A 22,766-nucleotide genomic window follows, 5' to 3' on the forward strand; every position below is an offset into this window, starting at 1 on the left:
GGGGCCATCGGTGGCCACGCCTGAATGGTGCGGCAGCGTCGGCGCCCCTGTCAACATGACAGTTGCCGGTTTCACCCTAGGCGGTCTCGGACGGGTCTTCCATCACGGTCGGCTCTTTGAGATAGCCAAGCGTTTGCGGGCAACGCTGATCGAGGAAATACTTGGCCAGCACGCGCGCGAAAACATCATCGCCGCCAGCCGCCTCAAACAGCGTCGCACAGGATTGCAGCTTCAGCGCGTCGATGCCGCCCAAGACCCGCTCGGCGGTGACCCCTTCAAGCCCCATCATCGCCTCGTTGATCTCAACAAGACGCGGGCCAAGCACCGGATGGGCAAGATAGGCCTTCGCTTCATCGAGATCCTTGATGCTGTAATGAATGGCAAACCTCGATCGGCCCAAACCGCGGATTTGCGGCAGGACAAACCAGGTCCAGTGGCTTCGCTTTCTGCCGTTGAGAATTTCGTTCAGCGGCTGCGGCCAGATCTGGTTCTGGGCCTCAACGAACCGTTCGACATTTATGGGCGTCTCAGCGTCTGTCTTATCAATTGTCATTTCAATAGTCCTGGCAAATTTAAACAGTGGTCCCGCGCAGCACTCACGCGCTATATTATATCCGGCACCGGCATCCCGCAGGATCGTTGCACAGAACAGTGGCATCCTGCGCGCTGCACCTTCAGAGCAATCCTACCAGATTACCATCCCTGAATGTTGCGAAAGCCCATAGCCACGCCACTCTTGAGACGCAGACTATCCCAAGTTGTCCCTTTGGCGCAATTAAACTGCGCGTTGGGAACGGCAAGATCACCTGTGCCGACCTGCCCACCGGAGGCGCGGGTAAAAGGCTATGCGCCTCTTAGGTCTTGCCATTGCCGCACGATTTCGGATGGGTCTGAGGCCAGGGGCTCAAATGCGTGCAGGGCGGCCAAAGCCTGGCAATCCAATGTCACATATTGGTGGTCCTGCGCGTCCACAGGCCTGAGAGTGACAGGCATTTGGGCCGCCTCGGCGAGGGCCAGCATGGACACCGGCTTCGGCGCCGCGATATTGAGCACCTCAGGCACATCGGCGCGGTTGTGGATCAATGACCGAAGAATGCGCGCAAAGGTCCGTGGCCCCATATAAGACCTGACAGGCGTGCCACCATCATGGAAACGATCAAGCAGGATGGTTTCACCGGCGGCCAATGCGGCCCCTGTAAGCAAGAGCGCATCCGCCCCCGAAACATTGCCAATGCGCAGACAGCACAGCTTTAAACCCAGAGCGCGGGCCTGCGCGCGGGCCGTGGTTTCCATGTTGTATTTGGATCGCCCATAGTCGGTGACGGGCCGCGGGGTGTGATCCTCGCGGAATGGCTCGTCCTGGTAGGTGCCATAAACCGCAGAGGTGGAGGCCAGAAAAACAGATGCGATGCCCAGACGGGCGGCAGCCCTCAGGCTGGCCGTTGCGATTGCGGTGTTGAGGGTGAAATCGGCATCTGGCTTGGGCACAATGCCAGAGAGCACAATCAAACAGTCATACGCGCCACCAAGCCTTAGCGCGTCAGGCGGATCCTCGGTAATATCCCACAGCAGGTCATCGGGGCGGTCTGGCTGTGCTTGCCGTGTCTGAAAGACAAACTCTATTGCATCGCCTTGGCTGGCGGAGGTATCGGTAGCCCAGCAACGGCGCAGCATGGTTCCGATGCGGCCACTGCTGCCTAAAACCAGAACGCGTGTCGGTGCCATCCGGGTTCCCCCCTCTATACGCAATGCCGCGCGGCGGCGCTGGCTTGCCTTCCAAGCGGTCCGGTTTGCATACCTGTCCCCTGCGTCCTTGAATGTGCCGTTATGGCCGTCATGAGTTGCCCCTGCGCACGGCCCTGGCCCAAACCACCCGTCGCCTCAAAGCTCTTGCAAAATCGCCTTAAGCCCTGCTCTCCAGTCCGGCATCTCAATGCCCAGGTGGTGTTTGGTTGCGCTGCAATCAAGCCGGGAGTTGAGCGGTCTGGTCGCCGGTGTAGGGTATTGTGCAGACGGGATGTCCGCTACGCTGCACCTCAGGTCCGCCTGCTCGAATACCGCGCGCGCCACATCGGCCCAGCTTGCAAAGGGGCGCGCCTGATAGTGGTAGGTGCCGCTTTTGGAGGGGTCCATGCGCAGCTGCTGCGCGATGTCCAGACAGGCGGCAGCAATGTCGCGCGCGCAGGTAGGGGCACCGATCTGGTCGGCCACAACGCTCAGCGTCTCCCTTTCCGCACCAAGGCGCACCATGGTTTTCACGAAATTATTGCCATGGGCTGAGACCACCCAGGAGGTGCGCAGGATCGCATGGGGTCCGCCGGCAGCACGCACCGCGTTTTCACCCGCCAGCTTGGACCTTCCATAGACATTTTGTGGATTGGTGAGGTCAGTGACCCGCCAGGGCGTCGTTCCCGATCCGTCGAAAACGTAATCGGTCGAGATGTGCACCAGCGGGATGCCCGCCTCTGCGCAGGTCTGCGCCAATTCCTCGACGGCACATGCATTGACCTGAAAGGCCCGCGCCTCATCCTCCTCGGCGCGATCCACTGCCGTATAGGCCGCGGCGTTGATCACGGCATCGGGGCGGTGGGCAGCGATGGCTGCGGCCAACGCGCCGGGGTTCTCAAAATCTGCCTGCGCACGGGACAGGCACGGCCCCGCCCCCAGAAGAGCAAGCTCGATCGCGATCTGCCCGGACTGTCCGAAAACCAAAATCATAAATATCCGCAGGCCCAGTTGTTGTATCGGATGCAACAATGCATGGGCGCGCGCGGAAAAGACAATCATAAAGTATGGATCACATTGATAATGTCGGCCTCGGTGGCACCCTTGTCAAAGACAGGTCTGTCGTTATCTTTGACCCATGCCGCAACGGCGCCCTTCCACTGATCCTGCATGGGTCTGGGCAATATCGCCCGCTTGCGCCAGCCCGCTCGACAGGTGCATCTGGCCAATACCATCCATGCCCGAGGTTGCAGCGCGCCGCGCAGCACTTGTGACAGGCGCTGCTTTATGCAATTTTGCAGGAGTGCAGAGACCCGAAAACAGATCTTGAAATGACGCAGACTGTTGATAAAAATGCACAAATGACTCCTCGCGAAGGTTCCCTGATGCTGACCGTAACGCCTACGAATCTGCCCGATGTTCTCCTTCTTGCCCCGTCTCGTCACGGTGATGACCGCGGCTTTTTCTCGGAATCGTGGAGTGCGGCACATATGGCAAGCGCGGGGCTTAAGTTTGATTTCGTGCAGGACAACCATTCCTTTTCAAGACAGATGGGCACCGTGCGCGGCCTGCATTTCCAGGCGCCACCGCAAGCCCAGGACAAGCTGGTGCGCTGCGGGCGCGGCGCGCTTTACGATGTGGCCGTCGATATTCGCCGCGGCTCGCCCACCTACGGGCACTGGACAGGGGCCGAGCTGAGCTTTGAAAACGGGCTGCAACTATTGGTGCCCGCCGGGTTCGCGCATGGCTTTATGACGCTGACACCCGATTGCGAGATCATCTATAAATGCACCGACACCTACGCGCCCGCGCTGGAAGGGGCCGTCGCATGGAACGATCCCGACATCGGCATTGCGTGGCCGCTGGCAGATGCCGCAATCTTGTCCGACAAGGATAGCGCCGCCGCTCCGCTCAGCGCGCTTGAAAGTCCCTTTACCTATGAGGCCCGCCCGTGAAACTTCTGGTCACCGGCGGGGCCGGTTTTATTGGGTCGGCCGTGGTCCGTACAGCCATTGCGCGCGGGATCGAGGTCATCAATCTCGACAAGCTTACCTATGCTGCCTGCCTGGATAATCTCGCCTCCGTGGCCGACAGCCCGCTCTATCATTTCGAGCAGGCGGATATCTGTGATGCGGGCGCGCTCTGCGATATCTTTGCCCGCCACGCCCCCACCCATGTGATGCACCTCGCCGCCGAGAGCCATGTTGATCGCTCCATCGACGGGCCGGATGCGTTCATGCAAACCAACATCATCGGCACCTTCCAGCTACTGCAAGCCGCGCGCACGGCAGGCGTGGCGCGGTTTCACCATGTCTCCACCGATGAGGTGTTCGGCACGCTTGGGGCCACTGGGCAATTTACCGAAACCACGCCCTATGATCCCCGCTCGCCCTATGCCGCCTCCAAGGCGGCCTCGGATCACCTGGTGCGCGCCTGGGGCGAAACTTACGATCTGCCGGTGGTGCTGAGCAATTGCTCCAACAATTACGGACCCTACCATTTCCCGGAAAAGCTGATCCCTGTGGTGATCCTCAACGCGCTTGCGGGTAAGCCAATCCCGGTCTACGGCGACGGGATGAACGTGCGCGACTGGCTTTACGTCGAGGATCACGCCGACGCCCTGCTGCGCGTGCTATCGGACGGCGCCACCGGCCGGAGCTATAATATCGGCGGCGAAAACGAGCGCACGAATATTGATCTGGTGCGCCACATCTGCGCGCTGCTGGATGCCAAGCGCCCGAAAGATACGCCCTATGCAAAGCAGATCACATTCGTCACCGACCGCCCCGGTCACGATGCACGCTATGCCATTGACCCCACACGCATGCGTACAGAGCTGAACTGGCGCCCCAGCGTGACCATCGAAGAGGGCCTCGGGAAAACCGTAGACTGGTATCTGGAGAACGCCGCATGGTGGCAAGCGCTGCAAAAGCGTGACGGTGTGGGCGTGCGGTTAGGCAAACGATAGGCCCTCGCCCGCAACTGGGGGTCGCCGCAGGCTGTTTGCGGCCCAATCATGCGCTGCGTTATCGCAGGCGGCTGGGCAGATGGGCAGCGGCATGACGGTCCTGTACCGGTCGGATCGTGCCCTGCTGACCTATAAAGGATACCGTAACTTGCGAAGATATTGCCGCCGCATTTCGCACAGAACGCATTTGATCGACCCAGCCATACAGGGCGACAAGACGCTGGACCGACAGCCCCGCGCCCGTCATAGTCCGCCCCGGCACAGTTGCCTGAACCATCCGAGTGAAAATAGATAAAACGAGGCCCGACATGAGCAAACGCAAAGGCATATTATTGGCCGGAGGAACCGGGAGCCGTCTGCATCCCGTCACCCTCGGCGTCTCCAAACAGCTGCTCCCGGTCTATGACAAGCCGATGATCTATTATCCGCTGTCGGTTCTGATGCTCAGCAATATCCGCGAGATCGCCATCATCACCACGCCACAGGATCAAGAGCAGTTCAAACGCATGCTCGGCGATGGCGGCCAATGGGGTCTCTCGCTGCACTATGTCACGCAACCCAGCCCTGACGGACTGGCGCAGGCCTATACGCTGTGTGAGGATTTTCTGGACGGCGCGCCCTCTGCCATGGTTCTGGGGGACAATATCTTCTTCGGACACAGCCTGCCAGACAACCTTGCCCGCGCGGGCAGCAAGGAAACGGGCGGCACGGTGTTCGGCTACCGCGTGGCCGATCCCGAACGCTATGGCGTTTTGGATTTCGACGGCAATGGGCAGGTCCGCGAGATCATCGAGAAACCGGCCAAGCCCCCCTCTCCCTTTGCGGTTACGGGATTGTACTTTCTCGACGGCTCAGCGCCTCAACGTGCCCAAACGGTCACACCCTCAGCGCGCGGCGAATTGGAGATAACATCGCTGCTGCAAACCTACCTTGAGGACGGCCTGCTGGACGTGGAGCTGATCGGGCGCGGCTATGCCTGGCTTGACACGGGCACCCACGCAAGCCTCCTTGATGCGGGCAACTTTGTTCGCACCCTGTCCGAGCGTCAGGGCCAGCAGGTAGGTTGCCCCGAGGAAATCTCCTGGCGCAAAGGCTGGATCAGCGATGCCGCTCTGGCCGCGCAGGCGGATGCCTTGGGCAAAAGCGACTATGGCGCCTATCTCGCGCGATTGCTGGCCGAAGGCTAGGATTTTGTCGCCTGCGGCGGCACTGACGCGCGGTTGGCGGATTGCTGAATCCCAGAGGCCGCGCCATCTGCCGCCGCCTCGAATGCGGGGGGCGCCGACAGGCCAGTTCAGGCTTCGCCGGGATTGGTGCCTGACGAAATGTGTTGCACTCTCGGGGCCAGGCCAACGCAGCCGACGAACGGACGTTCAGCCGTCAACATTGCCGCGTTGGGCGAACCTCTGTCGCGTTTGAGTTTGGCCGCAAACCCAAACGACATCTGGTCAATGCAACAGATCCGCCTTTGCAAAGGTGCCTGCGTGCTTGCTCCGCAGGCGCATCCGCGTCAACCCGGCTGCCTGCTCCAGGAGAGGCGCGCAGTCGCTTGACCCGGCGGCCCAATAGAATACCCTGCGCGCATCCGCAGCCTTTCCAAGGAATACCCATGACCCAACGCCTGCATCTGGTTCTTGTCGGCATATTGACCGCGCCGGCCGAAAAGTTGGGGTAATCCGAAATGAGCCGCTCGCTCAGCCTTGCGGCATATCTCGCCTATGCCCGCCGCACCGGCAAGCCCGGCGTCGTGCCCGACATCCCCCGCCCCGGGGGGCCGCTGATCTGGGCCCATGCGGTGGATGCGGCGCGTGCCGACACGCTGGTGCATCTGGCCGAGCGCCTCGCGCAGCAACGTCCCGGCGCGCATATGGTTCTGACCACCTCCGGGCCTGCGCCCGAACGCCTCAAGGCCGGGGGGCCGGTGATCTGGCAACCGCTGCCCGAAGATTCGATTCCCGCCGCCGAGGCCTTTCTTGACCATTGGACGCCCGATATCGTGCTCTGGACTGGCGGCGACCTTAAACCTGCGCTGCTGATCTGCGCGGATAAGGCGGATATCCCGCGCTACCTTGTGGATGCAGACGAGCCGCTTCTGGAGCGTCCGGCCTGGCGTTGGTTCCCGGATATGCCGCGTGCGGTTCTGGGCGGGTTTGTCACCATCCTCGCCCGCTCCGAGGCCGCCGCGCGTGTCTTGCGCCGCTATGGGGCGCCCGACAGCATCGTTCACGTCACCGGTCCCTTTCAGGAGGGCACGATGGCGCTGGCCTATAACCACGCCGAACGCGAAGAGCTTGCCAGCCTGCTGCGCAGCCGTCCGATCTGGCTTGGGGCGATGATACAGGTGGCAGAGCTGAACACCCTGCTCAGCGCCCATCGCGACACAAGCCGACTGGCCCACCGCAGCCTTTTGATAATCGTGCCCGATAACCTTGACGACACTCCCGCGATCCGCGAGGTGCTTGACGCCCAGGGCTGGCGATATGTGGTCTGGTCCGAGGGCGAGCTTCCGACCGAGACGACACAGGTCATTCTGGCCGATACGCGTGGTGAAATGGGGCTTTGGTATCGGCTGTCACCGATCACCTTCATGGGCTCGTCGCTTGTCTCGGGGCAATATGGCCGCGATCCCAACGAACCGGCGGCGCATGGCTCTGCCATTCTTTACGGCCCGAACGTCGGGCGGTATCTGAACCGCTATTCGCGCTATGCCGAGGCGGGCGCGGCGCGGATCGTGCGCGATACCGGAACATTGGCCGCAGCGGTGCAGCGGTTGATTGCACCCGATCAGGCGGCAACCATGGCGCATGCAGCATGGGATGTGGCATCAAAGGGCGCGGCGGTGACGGATAGCATCCTTGATCTGTTACTTGACCGGTTGGATTTATTGGAGGCGAAGCGATGAAAGCACCCGCATTCTGGTTTCGGCCCCGCAAGCGGCCGGGCCTCAAGGCGCGCCTTCTGACACCGCTCGGTGCGCTTTATGCGCGCGCCATCCGGCAAAGGCTGGCGCAGGGCGAGGGCTGGCGCGCGCCGGTGCCGGTGATCTGCGTCGGCAATATCAACGCTGGCGGCACTGGCAAAACCCCGACCGTGCTTGCGGTGATATCCCGTCTGCATGCGAGGAACAAAGAGCCGGTGATCCTGTCGCGCGGCCATGGCGGCGCTCTGGGCGGCCCGGTCGAGGTCGACCCGCGCAATCACACCGCCGCCGATGTTGGCGATGAGCCGCTCCTTGCGGCGGCTTTTGGCCCGACCTGGATATCGCGCGACCGCGCGGCGGGCGCGCGCGCGCTTTTGGCCGCAGCGCAGGAGGAAGACAGTGACGAGGTCGATTGCATCGTGATGGATGACGGTTTGCAGAACCCCGACCTGATCAAGGACATCTCGATTGTCGTGGTGGATGCGGTCAAGGGTTTTGGCAATGGCCGTTGTATCCCCGCAGGGCCACTGCGCGAGCCGGTCAAGGCGGGCATGGCGCGCGCTGACCTGTTGCTCTCGATCGGTCCGCAGAGCGCGCAGGAGCGCTTTGTCGCAGAGTGGGGCAGCGACATCACCGTGCCGCACCTGAGAGGGCAGCTTGAGCCGCTCAAGACCGGGATGGAGTGGAAGGGGGCCAAACTGCTGGCCTTTGCGGGCATCGGGCATCCGGGCAAGTTTTTCGCCACCCTGCGCAGCCTTGGCGCGACCTTGGCCCGTTGCGAGGCGCTTGAGGATCACCAACCGCTCTCGCCCGCCTTGATGACGCGGCTTGAACATGAGGCCAGCGTTCTTGGTGCACAGCTTGTAACCACGGAAAAAGACGCGGTGCGCCTGCCGCCCGATTTCCGGCGCAAGGTTCTCACCCTGCCGGTGCGTTTGATTGTCGAGGATTGGGGGCCGTTTGACGCGGCCCTTGCGCGTGTCGGGCTAGACTGACCCGACACGCAGGGGGCCGGTTATTCGGCCAGTTTTTCGTCGATGATCGACTTGAGGTCGGCATAGTTCATGTTGCTGTATTTCTTGCCGTTGATGACCAACGTCGGGGTCGAGGTGACATCATCGGCCTCGGCGTTTTTCTGATACCACGCGACCAGCGCCTTGGCTTTTTCGCTATCGGTCATGCAGGCCTCGACCTGCTCTGGGGCGATACCCGCAACCTTGCCGATGCGGCGCAGGTTATCGGCGATTTTCGCCGGCTCGCCATCGGTCCACTCGCGCTGTTGGGTATAGATCATGTCGGAAATGCCAAAGAATTTCTCGGGCCCGGCACAACGCGCCACCATCGAGGCCCAGAGGCCAAAGCGATCGAAATAGACGTCGCGATAGATGAAGGTCACCTGATCGGTATCGAGATACTCGGCCTTTAATTCCTTGAACGGACCCTTGTGGAAGTTAGCGCAATGCGGACAGGTAAAGGACGCATATTCGACGATCGTCACCTTCGAGGTCTCGGCGCCAAGCGTCATCTCGACGATGCCCGAGGTATCGACATCCGCCGCCTCTTGCGCCGAAACCGCGCCAAGCGGCAGGTCGGTGGCGGGCGTGCTCCCGGTGCTGCCCCAAAAGGCCGCGCCTGTCACCACGGCAAGGCCAACAGCCCCGATTGCAATCAGTTTATTCATCACTCTTCCCTTTGCAGTTCAGCGTTTCGATTTGGATATAACGTTTCGCCCCAGAGATTCCAGCGCTTGGCGCAAACCTTCGTCGCCCACGGGGGCGACAAGCTCGGCGGCGACCGCCTGTGCTTCGGGGGCATGGTCGGGGCCGGATTTGGCCTTGGGGCGGTGGGTAAAGTCGACCTGGCCCTCGGCAAAGCCGGTCGGCGCGGTCTGGGTGATGCGCAGGCGAGAAATGGCGTTATAGCCATAAACGGCATTCACTTTTTCGCGCAGCCTTTCCTTCTGCATCTCAAGCATCGGCGCCTGCGCGCCGGTGGTCAGAACACTAAGCGTCGCGCCCATCCCCTGACGGCCATAGGATATCTCGACGGGCCGGGCGATGGCGGCGATGTCTTCGCCCACGATCTCGGCCCAATGGGTCAGAAGCCGCGATTGCGCAAAGCCACGCGTCTCCGAGGCACGGCGAATGCTGTGCTGAAGAAGCGACGAGGTGCGTTTGAACCCCGAAGATTTCGCCTTGCGGCCGACCATGGCTGGACTCCTGTTCAGATGGTCTATTTTAGGGCATGTAACGGGGCATACCAGCCCCAAACCTTTGGCGAGGATAAAACATGCGTGACACCGCCGATCCGCTGGACTTGCTGCACTGGTATGACGCCAATGCGCGCGATTTGCCGTGGCGCGTATCCCCGGGCGCGCGGGCAAGCGGCGTGATCCCCGATCCCTATCGCATCTGGCTGTCCGAGGTGATGTTGCAGCAAACCACCGTCGCGGCGGTGCGGACCTATTTTGAGCGTTTCACCACGCTCTGGCCAAGCGTCACCGATCTTGCCGCCGCCGAAGATGGACAGGTAATGGGCGAATGGGCCGGGCTTGGCTATTACGCGCGCGCCCGCAACCTGTTGAAATGCGCCCGCGCCGTGGTGGCCGATCATGGCGGGGTTTTCCCGGTAACGCGCGAGGGCCTGCTTGGCCTGCCGGGCATCGGGCCCTACACGGCGGCGGCGATTTCGGCGATTGCCTATGACCTGCCCGAGGTGGTGGTCGATGGCAATGTCGAGCGGGTGATGGCGCGTGTGCATGACATCCACACGCCTTTGCCCACCGCCAAGCCGGAACTGACCCGCGCCGCCGCCGCCCTTACGCCAGAGGCCCGCGCGGGCGATTACGCGCAGGCGGTGATGGATCTTGGCGCGACGATCTGCACGCCCAAATCCCCGGCCTGCGGGATTTGCCCGTGGCTGAGCGCCTGCGCGGCGCGCGCGGCGGGTACACAGGCCGAGTTGCCCAGGAAACTGGCCAAAAGGCAAAAGCCGACCCGGTTTGGCATCGCCTATGTGGCCCGGCGCCACGACGGGGCGCTCTTGCTGGAACGCCGCCCCGACAAGGGGTTGCTTGGCGGCATGCTCGGCTGGCCCGGAAGCGATTGGGGCGACGCCCCCACCCCGGCCCCACCGCTAGACGCCCCCTGGCAGATGCTTGACGAAGAGGCGCGCCACACCTTTACCCATTTCCATCTGCGCCTGCGCATCGCGGTGGCGCATGTCGACAAGGATACCGCGCCCGAATTTGGAGAATTCATGCCAAAACATGCGTTTCGACGCAGCGACCTTCCCACCGTCATGCGAAAGGTATTTGACCTTGCGCAAGGCACACTGACAGATAGGGCCTAAGTTATGCGCAATCCCCCATGTCGGAGCCTGTCATGATCCCCGCCGCCCAAGTTTCCAAATTCCAGCGTGCCCTTCCCTTTGCGATGTCGCTTTTGCTGGTGCCGATTGCGCTGATCGGGGCGTTTTACGGCGGTTGGACAGTGATCCTCTTGCCGCTGATCACATGGTATTTCTTTTCCATTCTCGACGCATTTCTCGGGCTTAACCTTGAGAACGCCGATCTTGAGACCCGCGAGGATCAGCTAAGCTGGTACAAGGCGATCACCCTGATCTGGGCGCCGGTACAATTTGTGCTGTTGTACTGGATGATCTGGTACGTGACCGGGCCGGGCGATGCGCATCTTTCGACCTTGGAAACGATCCTGTTGTTCTTTGGCGTCGGGGTGATCACCGGCACCGTAGGCATCAATTACAGCCACGAATTGATGCATCAGAAAGACAGGGGCGAACGGTTCATGGGCGACGCGCTATTGGCAATGGTGCTTTATTCGCATTTCCGGTCCGAGCATTTGCTGGTGCACCACCGCTATGTCGGCACGCCGCGCGATCCGGTGACCGCGCGCTACAACGAGGGATTTCACCGCTTCTTTCCGCGCGTTCTAAAGGGATGCCTTGTCTCGGCGTTCAAGGCAGAAAAGGCGATGCGGGCGCGGCGCGGCAAGCCCTGGCATGACCTGAAAAACCCGTTCCTGAAATACTGGGCGCTTCAGGGGTTCATGCTGTTGCTTGCCCTGCTGATTGGCGGCTGGATCGGGCTTGCGCTGTTTGTCTGGCAGGCCATCGTCGCGATCTGGCAGCTTGAGCTGGTCAATTACGTCGAGCATTACGGCCTGACCCGCAAACACCTTGGGGACGGCAAATACGAACACGTCAAACCCCAGCATAGCTGGAACGCGGCGCAGATGGCGTCGAACTGGTTGCTGATCAACCTGCAACGCCACTCGGATCATCACTACAAACCCGACCGCCGCTTTCCGCTATTGCAGACCTACACCGAAGCCGACGCGCCGCAATTGCCCTATGGCTATCCGGTGATGACAATGGCGGCGATGGTGCCGCCGATCTGGCGACGGGTGATGAACCCGCGCGTGCGCCGCTGGCGCCAGATGTATTACCCTGAAATCACCGACTGGCGGCCCTATAACAAGGCCCTCAATCCGCGGCCGCGCTAGGCGGCGGATTGATCCGGCAGGTGCCCGGTTTTCATGTAGAGAAGACAGCCCTCGTCGGAAAACGGGGTGTGCTCTGACATATCCGGGCTGCGCAGCCATGTACCCGCCGGATAGGTGCCGTGCTCATCCGCAAGGGTGCCTTCGAGAACGTAGATTTCTTCGCCGCCCTTGTGCGCATGCGCCGAGGCGCGCGCACCCGGGGCAAAGCGCACGAGGCGCACGTCTTCGTTCACGGCGCTGTGCAGTGGCAGGACCGAGACACCTTCGCTGGCGCTTTGCGCAAACTCGGCGGTCGTGGTGTCGATGTGAAACTGCACTGTGTCCGACTCGGCAAACTGATGCAGCTTTACAAGGATGGTACAGCCCTCTTTGGTATGCGGCTTGTGGCTTGTGCCGATCGGATTGCGCACATAGGTGCCCGCCGGGTAATCGCCGGTTTCATCGGAAAACACGCCCTCAAGCACGAAAAACTCTTCGCCGCCGCCGTGGGTATGAGCATCGAAATAGGATTCGGGCGCAAACCGCACGATGGTGGTGGCGCGGGCCACCTCGTCACCGATCCGGTCAAGCATCATCCGCTCGACCCCCGCCGCAGGGGATTTGACCCAGTCATAGTCATCGGGGCGAATCACGACCCGCTTTGAAAAGTCGGCATTGAGGCGCATGTCATTTCCTTCGGTTCAGACCTGTAACCTTGTAGGTGGGCCCCTGAAAATCAAGCCCGGCAAATGAAAAAGCCCCGCAGGCGACACCTGCGGGGCTTTAAAATCATATCACCAGGGGTGTGATCAGTGGGTTTTCTTGCCCTTGATCGGGGCCCAGATCCGCTTGTTGGTGAGATAGAGCAGCACCGACAGCAGCGTCAGGAAGATAACCCCGACCAGACCTGCATGCTGACGCGCCATCATCTTGGGCTCGGCGGTCCACATCAGGAAGGCGGCGACGTCTTCTGCCGACTGCTCCAGGGTTGCTTCGGTGCCGTCGTCAAATTCAACGTCGTCCCCCCAAAGCGGCTGACCCATGGAAATCCAGCTACCCGGAACGGTGTGACCACCATGATCGTCCTTGCAGGATTCAGGGTAACCGCCCGCGGCGAAGGCCGCGTTATAGCTGCCGGGGAAATCCTCGGGGGCGCATTCGGGGGCCTCGTGATAGCCGGTCATCAGCGAATAGATGTACTCGGGGCCACCCATGCCGTTGAACAGCTGGCTCAGACCAGAGCCGTAGGGGCCGTGAAAGCCCGCACGTTTCTTGGCCATAAGCGACAGGTCCGGCGCGTTCTCAAGCGCCGAGCCGGGGAAATGATCGGCCGGGATAGCCGGGCGGGTATCGTCCAGCTCCTTGTCGAACACTTCGAACTGCGAGGCGAACGCACGCACCTGATCGCCGGGAAGATGCGGGCCACCCTCATCGCCAAGCGTGCGCAGCGGGACATATTGCAGCCCGTGGCAGGCCGAACAGACCTGAGTATAGACCTTGAGGCCACGCTGAAGCTGGTTCTGGTCGAACTTGCCAAACGGCCCCTCGAACGAGAACGCGATATCTTCGACATGCGCTTCGGCACCTGCGGCCCATGCGCCACCGGCGGAAAGGGTCAGGGCAGCAAGCGCTGCAATGCCTGTTTTCTTGAACATTGTCCTGTGTCCTTTCTTATTCAGCGGGCGTTTCAGCTTTGCCATAATGCGCATCGAAATCGTCTTCAATGGTGGCAGGCTGAGCCTCGGGTTTCTCGATCACACCCAGAAGCGGCAGGATCACAAGGAAGTAGGCGAACCAATAGGCGGACGCGATCAGCGAGATCGTCGAATAGGGCGGTTCCGCCGGCATCGCGCCGACCCACATCAGAACGACAAAGTCGATGGCCAACAGCCAGAACCACCACTTGAACATCGGACGATACCGGCCCGAGCGCACCGAAGAGGTATCAAGCCAGGGCGCCAGAGCCATCACGGCAATCGCGCCGAACATCGCCAGAACACCGAAGAACTTGGCGTCAACGATGCCGCCGGTGATCCAGCTGGCAAACATCACCACCCAAACGTCGGCGGTAAAGGCGCGCAGGATCGCATAGAATGGCAGGAAGTACCATTCCGGCACGATATGCGCAGGGGTCACAAGCGGATTCGCTTCGATATAGTTGTCGGGGTGGCCAAGATAGTTTGGCATAAAGCCAACGATGGCAAAGAACACCACGAGGATCACCGCCAGGGCGAACAGATCCTTGATCACGAAGTAGGGCCAGAACGACACGGTATCCTTGTCCGCTTCGGCCTTGGAGCTGCGGCGCACGTCAACACCGGTCGGGTTGTTGTTGCCCGTGGTGTGGAACGCCCAGATGTGAAGCGCGACCAGCGCGGCAATCACGAAGGGCAGCAGGTAGTGCAGCGAGAAAAAGCGGTTCAGCGTGGCGTTGCCAACGGCCGGTCCGCCCAAAAGCCAGGTCTGGATCGATTCGCCGATGAACGGGATCGCTCCGAACAGGCCGGTGATCACCGTGGCACCCCAGAATGACATCTGGCCCCAGGGCAGAACGTAGCCCATGAACGCGGTGCCCATCATCGCCAGGTAGATCAGCATGCCGATGATCCATGTGATCTCGCGCGGGGCCTTGTAGGACCCATAGTACAGACCACGGAAGATGTGCAGGTAAACGGCAACGAAGAACAGCGAGGCGCCATTCATGTGCAGATAGCGGATGAAATGTCCGCCATTCACGTTGCGCATGATGTGTTCGATCGACGCAAACGCCATATCGACCTGCGGCGTGTAATGCATCGCCAGGACGATCCCGGTGACGATTTGCAGCGCCAGGCAGAATGTAAGAACGATGCCCCAGATCCACATCCAGTTCAGGTTCTTGGGTGTGGGGATCATGATGGTGTCATAAAGCAGCCCGACGATGGGAAGGCGCGAATGCAGCCATTTTTCACCGTTCGTCTTGGGCTCGTAATGATCGTGCGGAATGCCGGACATAATTGTGTTTCCTTATCCCAGTTTGATCGTCGTCTCGTCGACGAATTCGGCCAGTGGCACCGGCAGGTTCTCGGGTGCGGGCCCTTTGCGGATCCGCCCGGCAGTATCATAGTGCGACCCGTGACAGGGGCAGAACCAGCCGCCGAAATCACCGGCGCCATCGCCGATCGGAACGCAGCCAAGGTGGGTGCAAACCCCCATCTGAACCAGCCATTCACCGGCCTCATCCAGGGTGCGGTTTTCGTCGGTGGCGGGTACTTCACCGGCAACGTTGCCGTTGCGCGCGATCGGATCGGGCAGGCTGTCGACTTCGACGGCGCGACCGGCTTCGATTTCTTTTTCGGTACGGCGGCGAATGAACACCGGCTTACCAAGCCATTTGACCGTGATCTGCGTGCCCGGCTCAACACCGCCCACATCAACGCGAATAGAGGCAAGCGCCTGCACATCGGCCGAAGGATTCATCTGATTGACCAGCGGCCAGATGGCCGCACCGGCGGTAACAGCACCAGCGCCTGCGGTGGCGTAGTAGAGGAAATCCCTACGGGTGCCTTCGTGATCGTCTGCGTGGGACACGAGGTTTACTCCATTTATCAGCGCCGCTATCGGCCGCATACGGGTTTCAGGCCGCAGGATTCCCGCAACCAGTCTGGGCCGGTATTTAGCGGGGCTTTCAAGGGCAGTCCAGTGCGCAATGCCGCTGATTTGATCAAGGGGCGCAAGTGTCGCGCTTGAAATGCGGAAAAACCGAACCAAAGGGCGCCAAAATCACCCGTTTTGACGGTCTCAAGGCCGTTTCACCCGCTTTCAAGTCTGAAACGGCCCGCGCAACAGCAAAACGGGCCGAATTACCTTTGCGCGCGAAACTTGAGCTGACCCTGCTCGCAAATGTACAAAACGCCGGTTTTCGGCACGAAACGCACGAAATTACGGCCCTGTCTACTCAGGCGCAGTCGCGATCATGCTGTCGCGCTTGGCAAAATCGGTATACCAATCGGCCAGGGCCTCATTGCCAACACGCCACCCGCGCGCATCATGCCGAAAATCAAGATAGCCCAAGGCACAGCCCATGGCGATGTGGCTCATGTCCAGAGGCCCGGCCAGATGGCTCATCCAGCGCGCATTGACCGCCGCCAGAGCGCGCGATGCCTTTTGCCACTGGCCCTCGACCCAAGGCGCATATTGCATCTCTTCGGGACGAAACCGCGCCTCATAGGTCATCGACAGGGCCGCCTCCATGATCCCTTCGGCCGTCGCCTCAAGCGTCAGCACATCCCAAAGCCGCGCCTCCGGGTACACATTGCCGCCCGCACGATGATCCAGATAGCGGGTGATCACCCGGCTGTCATAGAGCGTCGGCCCGTCGGCGCGCACCAGCGCCGGGATTTTACCCAACGGATTGGCCGCCGCCGCCTCGGGGTTGGTATCAAGCGGCGTGGTGGCAACATCGACCATTTCGACATCGGCAACCTGAACGGTCTCATGCAGCAAGACACGAACCTTGCGCGCGAAAGGCGAAAGCGGCGAGAAGATCAATTTCATGATGGCGTCCCCTGATAAACTGTCAGCGCGACGTTAGGCACGCGTCCTGCCCCTGTCCAGAGGTCGCGCATGAAACGCCCTGCACTTTCATCTTTCCATAAATACTCATCAAACCCATCCGCGCCACCATCGCCGGGCGCAAACATGGGCGCGACAGGCCGAACCGGTCAGGCCGCCGTCAATTGCGTCCCGCGCACGCCCGTCACCTGCGCCGATACGATCTGGCCCTCGGGGTGGTCGCTGTCAAAACTGACTTCGGTAAACTGCTCGGTCCGCCCCATGCGCGCGCTTTCCATCAGGACAGCATGGGTGCGCCCCTGCTGATCCTGCAAATGGCGGGCCACCTGCGCCTCGCCCGCCGCGCGCAGGCGCGCCGCGCGGGCCTTGATCGCGCGCCCATCCACCTGTGGCATCCGCGCCGCAGGCGTGCCGGGGCGCGGCGAATAGGGAAACACGTGCAGCCACGTCAGATGACACTGCTCGACAAGGCGCAGCGAGTTCTCGAAATGCGCTTCGGTCTCGGTCGGAAACCCGGCGATGATATCGGCACCGAATGTCATCTCGGGGCGCAATTTGCGCGCCTCTTCGGTAAAGCGGATCGCATCGTCGCGCAGGTGGCGCCGCTTCATCCGCTTGAGGATTAGGTCATCGCCGTGCTGAAGGCTCAGATGCAGATGCGGCATCAGGCGCGGCTCGGTGGCGATCGCCTGCATCAGGTTCTCATCCACCTCGATCGAATCGATGCTGCTGATCCGCAACCGCGCCAGATCCGGCACCAGCTTGAGGATTCGCATCACCAGATCGCCAAGCTTCGGCAGAGCCGGAAGATCAGCACCCCAGCTTGTGAGATCGACCCCGGTCAGCACCACCTCGTTATAGCCCGCGCCGACAAGCCGTTTGATCTGATCGACCACCACGCCCGCAGGAACAGAGCGCGAATTGCCCCGCCCGAACGGGATTATGCAAAAGGTACAGCGATGATCACAGCCGTTCTGCACCTGAACATAGGCGCGGCTGCGGCTTCCGAACCCGTCAATCAGGTGTCCGGCGGTTTCGGTCACCGACATGATATCATCGACCAGAACGCGCTCTGTCTCGCCGATGAAATCGGCGGCAAGCCTGCCCCAGGTGCCGGGCTGCATCTTTTCAGTATTGCCGATGACCGCGTCGACCTCAGGCATGGCGGCAAAGGTTTCCGGCTCGGTCTGGGCGGCGCATCCGGTCACGATAAGGCGCGCGTCGGGATTTTCGCGCCGCAGGCGACGAATTTCCTGACGCGCCTTGCGCACCGCTTCAGAGGTCACGGCGCAGGTGTTGATCACCACCGCATTGCCAAGCCCGGCCTGCCCGGCCAGCTCTTTCATCGCTTCGGTCTCATAGGCGTTAAGCCGACATCCGAGCGTGGTGAATTTTGGCACAGCGGTCATGGATGCGCCGCCAGAAATGCCGACGTCAGAACACCGCTCGCCACATGACAGGTCGCCCCGGTCATCCAGACGCCATCGTCGCGCCACTCGACCTCAAGCGTGCCGCCATCAAGGTCAATCCGCACCTTTCGGCCCGTCAGGCCCCGGCGCGCCGCCGCCACCGCCGTCGCACAGGATGACGAGCCGGACGCCAGCGTGACGCCGACGCCCCGCTCCCAGACCCGCATGCGAAGGTGGTTTTCGCCGACAAGGCTTGCCACCTGCACATTTGTGCGCTCGGGATAAAGCGGATGATGCTCATAACGGGGGCCGAATTGTTCAAGCGGTATCGCCTCGGCATTTTCGACAAAAAAGGTGCAATGCGGATTGCCCATGCCGGTGGCCGTCGGCCCGCCTTCAATCGGCAGTTCAAGCGTGTCCATTTCCTCAGCCAGCGGGATATCGCGCCAGTCAAGCTGTGGCTGGCCCATATTGACCGAGGTCAACCCATCGCCCGCATCCACCGCGTAAAGATCGCCACGCGCCGTGGTCAGATGAAGCCGCGCCTTCCCAGATTCGTCCATCAGGTGGCGCGCGATACAGCGGGTGGCATTGCCACAGGCCGCCGAGGTCGAGCCATCAGCGTTGTAAAACGTCAGATGTGCATCGCCCGCGCCCGCTTCGATCACCGCAAGCTGATCAAAACCGATTCCCTTGTGGCGATCCGCAATGCCCATAATAAGACCCGGTGACAGATCGAGGCCCTGCGCACGCGCATCCAGCACGACAAAGTCGTTCCCCAGCCCGTGCATTTTCATAAAGGGCAACCCGGTGTCGCGATAATCAGTCATTTGCGGGCATATAAACCCAGCTGTCAGACGAATCCAGCATATCCCACGAATTACTTGCACTTTCGGGGTTGACCCCCTGCACTGCTCTTTCTAGACACCGCCCCACGCACTGACTCTTTTCAGGTTGGACAACCAATCAGGATGCGGCAAGGTGCAGCCAGTCCTAGCTTATGACGTTTTTAAGTTTAAGACTGCGACGATGGTGGGCGTAGCGTCCCCCAACATATGGTGAGAGCCGGTAGCTCAGCTGGTAGAGCAACTGACTTTTAATCAGTAGGTCCAGGGTTCGAACCCCTGCCGGCTCACCAATATTTTCAATAACTTAGAGGCAAATTATCGGATTGTCGCTTGCTTCGTGTCACCACGTGGCCAAGCTTTTGACACTACTAGTGGAATCTCGCTGAACACTTTTTGCTCGCACTGAATATTTCCAAAGAGATCGAGTGTCACTTTATCAGCGCCTCGATCTCTTTCTCTTCCCGCACCAAGTCGTTTATCGCTTTGCGCATCTCGACATATTCGCGCGAGCGAATGCCATGCTTGTAAGCGGGATTCGCTTTGCCAGCGCCGTGTCCGCCGCCTGCTCCGTGAAACCTGCAAACGGCCCAGCCCTTCACCGCAGGCCCCTTGCATCGCTCACCAGTCCTTTTTGATGTGGCCATGCACCTAGGGGCCGCATGGGCCTTGCTCATGGGGTTGGTGTCACTTTTCTTCATGGCCTCTCCCCCCCGGCCTGAACATTGCCAACAATTGCCTGACCGCCTTCTTCGACATTCACGTGCTGCACCGTAACTGTCTGCTTGCCTCCGTTTCTGTGCTTGCGCAGAGCTTCGACCTGAGCGGCATAGGTTCGTGCCAGCTTATTATATGCCCGTTCGTGTGCCTCAAACTGAGGTAATTGTTCAGCATTTGCCATGCGTCCGCCCTGCCGGATCAGGGCGATGTGCGTTGTGGCCATATGGACAGCCAGCATACGCTCAATGCCGTCACGTGGGGCAATCTCCCGGACGATCGCAGGCAGAAAACCCCGCATATCTTTTGCGCCGTCTTCGGCCTCTGACCTATTTAGTGTGAGATACCCATGGCAAAGTAATGCCTCGTTCACTGCCGGGCTTTCACTGCCAAAGATTCTGTTCAGGGCGTCTTCGCCGTGCTGGAAGACATGCAGTGCACCATCTTCGTCCCGATCGAAGGTGAACAGATCATGTCTCGGCGGTTGGTCCGTGACCTTTTCGATTTTTCCCATGCCATAATCCTTGTTGAGAAACACGCGTCAGGTTGGCTATTTGGGACTAATTAGGTTTTGCCAATTGCCTCGCGCCTTCCGCTATAACGGTATCATGATACCACACGTGAGGCGAGTGTTGAACAGGGGCTTGGCGTGATGTCTTGCTTGATTTTTGATTTAGCGAATGGCTGCTCAACGACGGTTAGCAGTCATCCGACAAAAACACTCAGATGACCGCCTCGAGCCCATAGCGGAAGTGCTCCCGTGCTGAAGCTCGCTCACGCAGCAATCTGTAAGCCAAAATTGTTAGCTGCGCCGCAGAGAAGAAAGCCGCCATTCATTCACAGCGCAGCGAGATTTGGCATGTCTAGTTCCGCTGTGCGGGACATTTCAGACCTTCGCCTAGGATGCTCGATGCAAAACCGTGCCAAAATCCGGTGCTGTGTGTAGGGCTTCAGCGAAGGTGATCGGCAAGCCAATCGAGCGTGCGCCGGATCGACTGGTCACGGGCGGCATCGTTGGTTCCGAAGTGGATTTCTATAAGACCTGTCTCTTCAACGTCGTTCACAGCCATGAACGGACGAACAGGCGTGTCAGGAGCGTCGAACAGGTGAAAGGATTGATCGTAAGCCTCGAGAGCCATCTCGCCGCCGCGCGATCGTGTCTCTGAGACGAGTGAGCGGCATGGTTCAGGGTCTGTCCAGTCATCATCAGCACCGATCTGGACAAGAACCGGAACCCTCGGCAAGTAGTCGTCGATCCGACTCACGACGTCATTGCATAGGGGATAATATGCGACAGCCGTGCGAAAATCCGGCCCTTCCAGCGCGGTGGCGGCACTGGCGCCATCCCTGACTGCCCAAAGAAGGCTGATCGCCCCGTTCGACCAGCCCATGATGGCGATCTTGTCGCCGATCACATCGGATCGTTCCTGCAAGAATTGAAGCCCGCCGATCGCATCCCACGGACGCTCGGCGCGGGCTAGGACCGGACGGTTTCTCTCTTGGCACAAGGAGCCAGCGCCCCGCGGCGTATAGCTGTCGACCGCAAGGACGACGTAGCCGACATCGGTCAGAATATTCACCCAAGACCTGTCGTGCGCCGCCAGTTCATCCTGATCATCAACAGGGCCAAAGCAGCTATGCATCATCACGACGGCGGGATGCGGACCGTCACCCTCGGGGGTTGCCAACCATCCGCGGATGATCGTGCCTTCGGCCGACCAGATCTCCTCCCATGCACCATTCGCCCAAGCCTGTGGCGCAAGCAACATTCCGATTAGGATGACAAGACAACGCATGTTGTAAAGCTTAGATCAGACTTGGAAACCTGACAAGCATTGCGGAGCTCTTTGCTTTATCCAGGTTCAAGCGGCCGGCTGGACAACACAGGCGGATATTCCCATCGCACACTGGGCTACAAAGCTATCAGATGCTATCATTTGAGATCAAATGAATATGTTGGGGTGGACCAAATGCGAATTGCAACAATGGCGACTGGTGGAATCGGAGGCTTCCTTGCAGTCAAGTTGGGCAATAGTGGGCACCAGGTCGCAACAATAGCGCGAGGCGAACACCTTGCATCTATCTTGGAGAATGGGCTGGCTCTAGATGGCCCATCGGGTGTTGAGTTTGTGCAGCCTTGGATTGCAACATCTGAGCCGTCCAATGTCGGTCTGGTCGATGTGATAATCTTTGGCGTCAAAGGCGATGCGCTTGAAGCCGCAGCGCGAGCATGCTTGCCGATGTTGGGGCCAGACACTGTTGTTGTACCGTTCCTAAATGGCGTCGAGGCATCCGACCGGTTGCTTGAGTTTATTCCCGAAAGGAATGTGGCCAATGGGATGGCCCAGATTTCGACGACAATCGGCTCACCCGGGATTATCAAGCAAACTGGTGAGTTTAATAGGTTCACCTTTGCAGAACGTGACAGTCAACCGTCTAACCGCATCAACGCGTTGAGAAATGCAATTAACGAAGCCGGATCATCCGCCCCTCCAACGGATGATATTGAGCGAGATGTCTGGTCGAAATTTGTACTGTTCTCTGCAGTATCTGGTGTAACTGCCGCAGGGCGATGCATGATGAAAGATGTAATGGCCTATCCTCAGCTTGGCGCACTATTTCGTCAGGTCGTGACAGAAACTGCTTCAATCGGTCGAGCCTCGGGGGTAGCGCTTGACCCCGAGATTGAAGAAAAGACTTGGACTATGGCGAGTTCCCTGCCGCCAACAATGCGGGCATCGACAGCAATAGACCTTGAAAATGGCCGCGCTCTTGAAATCGATTGGGTGTCGGGCGCAGCAGTGAGGCTAGCCAGAAGGCTTGGCGTAGATGCACCTGCAAACCAAGCACTATATGCACTTCTTCTTCCTCACAAAAACGGTATGTAGTCGGCCGCTTTTCGCGATTGCGGACGCTCGTTGTTTTTTGTGCAACGACCGCGCCGCCGCTCAGACCTGCCGCTCCCTGAAATTACGATTAATGTCCGGTTACACTTCGGCAAAGGCACTGATTTAGTACGTCTGCTTCGGGCGGCGGTTTCAACGGGTCGATGCAACACATGCATTGAAACGCTCGGCGGGTGTTTCGTAGTTGAGCGTTTTTCGGGGTCGTTCGTTGAGCTGCCTT

At 60.2% G+C, this 22,766-nt stretch carries 24 protein-coding genes and 1 tRNA gene; 9 read left to right on the forward strand and 16 right to left on the reverse strand.

Annotated elements, in window-relative coordinates; genetic code table 11:
- Positions 1–76: 76 nt before the first annotated feature.
- From BUB78_RS09515 to BUB78_RS20315, 4 genes are all read right to left on the reverse strand, one after another.
- Positions 77–553: a DUF1810 domain-containing protein gene (locus BUB78_RS09515; protein ID WP_073197453.1), complete on the reverse strand. Its 477-nt coding sequence runs from the start codon at positions 551–553 to the stop codon at positions 77–79.
- A 290-nt stretch (positions 554–843) separates the two neighbouring features.
- Positions 844–1,725, reverse strand: a complete 882-nt coding sequence (locus BUB78_RS09520; RefSeq protein WP_073197455.1) for an NAD-dependent epimerase/dehydratase family protein — start codon at positions 1,723–1,725, stop codon at positions 844–846.
- Between the two features lie 156 nt (positions 1,726–1,881).
- The gene (gene rfbD / locus BUB78_RS09525) at positions 1,882–2,718 is read right to left on the reverse strand and encodes a dTDP-4-dehydrorhamnose reductase (protein WP_073197525.1); all 837 of its coding nucleotides are present in this window, start codon (positions 2,716–2,718) and stop codon (positions 1,882–1,884) included.
- A 65-nt stretch (positions 2,719–2,783) separates the two neighbouring features.
- Positions 2,784–3,215, reverse strand: a complete 432-nt coding sequence (locus BUB78_RS20315; protein ID WP_220083997.1) for a hypothetical protein — start codon at positions 3,213–3,215, stop codon at positions 2,784–2,786.
- On the opposite strand from BUB78_RS20315, the gene rfbC reads away from it, so the two are divergent.
- The 5 genes from rfbC to lpxK all read left to right on the forward strand — a co-directional run bounded on the left by rfbC (position 3,111) and on the right by lpxK (position 8,608).
- Complete coding sequence (gene rfbC, locus BUB78_RS09530; RefSeq protein ID WP_073197457.1) at positions 3,111–3,680, forward strand: dTDP-4-dehydrorhamnose 3,5-epimerase; 570 nt, start codon at positions 3,111–3,113, stop codon at positions 3,678–3,680. The two genes, BUB78_RS20315 and rfbC, sit on opposite strands and share 105 nt — an antisense overlap.
- Positions 3,677–4,693: a dTDP-glucose 4,6-dehydratase gene (gene rfbB / locus BUB78_RS09535; RefSeq protein ID WP_073197459.1), complete on the forward strand. Its 1,017-nt coding sequence runs from the start codon at positions 3,677–3,679 to the stop codon at positions 4,691–4,693. The genes rfbC and rfbB overlap by 4 nt, the downstream gene beginning before the upstream one ends.
- A 308-nt stretch (positions 4,694–5,001) precedes the next feature.
- Positions 5,002–5,880, forward strand: a complete 879-nt coding sequence (gene rfbA / locus BUB78_RS09545; RefSeq protein WP_073197464.1) for a glucose-1-phosphate thymidylyltransferase RfbA — start codon at positions 5,002–5,004, stop codon at positions 5,878–5,880.
- 494 nt (positions 5,881–6,374) lie between these two features.
- Positions 6,375–7,595: a 3-deoxy-D-manno-octulosonic acid transferase gene (locus BUB78_RS09550; protein WP_073197466.1), complete on the forward strand. Its 1,221-nt coding sequence runs from the start codon at positions 6,375–6,377 to the stop codon at positions 7,593–7,595.
- A complete protein-coding gene (gene lpxK, locus BUB78_RS09555) occupies positions 7,592–8,608 on the forward strand; it encodes a tetraacyldisaccharide 4'-kinase (protein WP_073197468.1) in 1,017 nt (338 codons plus the stop codon). Before BUB78_RS09550 ends, lpxK begins: the two co-directional genes overlap by 4 nt.
- A gap of 20 nt (positions 8,609–8,628) precedes the next feature.
- On the opposite strand, the gene BUB78_RS09560 is transcribed toward lpxK, so the two are convergent.
- Complete coding sequence (locus tag BUB78_RS09560) at positions 8,629–9,294, reverse strand: DsbA family protein (protein ID WP_073197470.1); 666 nt, start codon at positions 9,292–9,294, stop codon at positions 8,629–8,631.
- Between the two features lie 18 nt (positions 9,295–9,312).
- On the reverse strand, positions 9,313–9,822 hold the full coding sequence (locus BUB78_RS09565) for a DUF721 domain-containing protein (protein WP_073197473.1): 510 nt from the start codon (positions 9,820–9,822) through the stop codon (positions 9,313–9,315).
- Positions 9,823–9,902: 80 nt separating this feature from the next.
- Here BUB78_RS09565 and BUB78_RS09570 point away from each other — a divergent pair, with 80 nt between their 5' ends.
- On the forward strand, positions 9,903–10,964 hold the full coding sequence (locus BUB78_RS09570; RefSeq protein ID WP_073197475.1) for an A/G-specific adenine glycosylase: 1,062 nt from the start codon (positions 9,903–9,905) through the stop codon (positions 10,962–10,964).
- Between the two features lie 32 nt (positions 10,965–10,996).
- Positions 10,997–12,136 carry an alkane 1-monooxygenase gene (locus BUB78_RS09575; RefSeq protein WP_139279302.1) on the forward strand — a complete coding sequence of 380 codons (1,140 nt, stop codon included), beginning with the start codon at positions 10,997–10,999 and terminating at the stop codon, positions 12,134–12,136.
- Here the strand turns inward: BUB78_RS09575 and BUB78_RS09580 are convergent.
- The 7 genes from BUB78_RS09580 to dapF form a co-directional block, all read right to left on the reverse strand.
- On the reverse strand, positions 12,133–12,801 hold the full coding sequence (locus BUB78_RS09580) for a cupin domain-containing protein (RefSeq protein ID WP_073197480.1): 669 nt from the start codon (positions 12,799–12,801) through the stop codon (positions 12,133–12,135). The two genes, BUB78_RS09575 and BUB78_RS09580, sit on opposite strands and share 4 nt — an antisense overlap.
- Positions 12,802–12,924: 123 nt before the next feature.
- Complete coding sequence (locus tag BUB78_RS09585) at positions 12,925–13,770, reverse strand: cytochrome c1 (RefSeq protein ID WP_170865048.1); 846 nt, start codon at positions 13,768–13,770, stop codon at positions 12,925–12,927.
- Between the two features lie 16 nt (positions 13,771–13,786).
- Complete coding sequence (gene petB, locus BUB78_RS09590) at positions 13,787–15,109, reverse strand: cytochrome b (protein ID WP_073197484.1); 1,323 nt, start codon at positions 15,107–15,109, stop codon at positions 13,787–13,789.
- 12 nt (positions 15,110–15,121) lie between these two features.
- Positions 15,122–15,685: a ubiquinol-cytochrome c reductase iron-sulfur subunit gene (gene petA, locus BUB78_RS09595; RefSeq protein ID WP_073197527.1), complete on the reverse strand. Its 564-nt coding sequence runs from the start codon at positions 15,683–15,685 to the stop codon at positions 15,122–15,124.
- A 363-nt stretch (positions 15,686–16,048) separates the two neighbouring features.
- Positions 16,049–16,651 (reverse strand): glutathione S-transferase, encoded by a 603-nt coding sequence (locus BUB78_RS09600; RefSeq protein ID WP_073197486.1) that lies wholly within the window; start codon positions 16,649–16,651, stop codon positions 16,049–16,051.
- Between the two features lie 167 nt (positions 16,652–16,818).
- Positions 16,819–18,078 carry a tRNA (N(6)-L-threonylcarbamoyladenosine(37)-C(2))-methylthiotransferase MtaB gene (mtaB, locus tag BUB78_RS09605; RefSeq protein ID WP_073197488.1) on the reverse strand — a complete coding sequence of 420 codons (1,260 nt, stop codon included), beginning with the start codon at positions 18,076–18,078 and terminating at the stop codon, positions 16,819–16,821.
- Positions 18,075–18,908, reverse strand: coding sequence for a diaminopimelate epimerase (dapF, locus tag BUB78_RS09610; protein WP_073197490.1), 834 nt, complete (start codon positions 18,906–18,908; stop codon positions 18,075–18,077). Before dapF ends, mtaB begins: the two co-directional genes overlap by 4 nt.
- A gap of 232 nt (positions 18,909–19,140) precedes the next feature.
- Here dapF and BUB78_RS09615 point away from each other — a divergent pair.
- Positions 19,141–19,216 (forward strand) — tRNA-Lys (locus tag BUB78_RS09615).
- A gap of 138 nt (positions 19,217–19,354) precedes the next feature.
- Here BUB78_RS09615 and BUB78_RS09620 read toward each other — a convergent pair.
- From BUB78_RS09620 to BUB78_RS09630, 3 genes are all read right to left on the reverse strand, one after another.
- A complete protein-coding gene (locus BUB78_RS09620) occupies positions 19,355–19,624 on the reverse strand; it encodes a hypothetical protein (RefSeq protein WP_084732819.1) in 270 nt (89 codons plus the stop codon).
- The gene (locus BUB78_RS09625; RefSeq protein ID WP_139279303.1) at positions 19,621–20,154 is read right to left on the reverse strand and encodes a hypothetical protein; all 534 of its coding nucleotides are present in this window, start codon (positions 20,152–20,154) and stop codon (positions 19,621–19,623) included. The genes BUB78_RS09620 and BUB78_RS09625 overlap by 4 nt, the downstream gene beginning before the upstream one ends.
- Positions 20,155–20,590: 436 nt before the next feature.
- Entirely contained in the window at positions 20,591–21,409 is an 819-nt protein-coding gene (locus BUB78_RS09630; RefSeq protein ID WP_073197494.1) for a dienelactone hydrolase family protein, read from the reverse strand.
- 216 nt (positions 21,410–21,625) lie between these two features.
- Between BUB78_RS09630 and BUB78_RS09635 the strand changes: the two genes are divergently transcribed.
- On the forward strand, positions 21,626–22,528 hold the full coding sequence (locus BUB78_RS09635; RefSeq protein ID WP_220083995.1) for a ketopantoate reductase family protein: 903 nt from the start codon (positions 21,626–21,628) through the stop codon (positions 22,526–22,528).
- Positions 22,529–22,766 lie beyond the last annotated feature (238 nt).

This window comes from Roseovarius marisflavi, assembly GCF_900142625.1.
Lineage (GTDB): Bacteria > Pseudomonadota > Alphaproteobacteria > Rhodobacterales > Rhodobacteraceae > Roseovarius > Roseovarius marisflavi.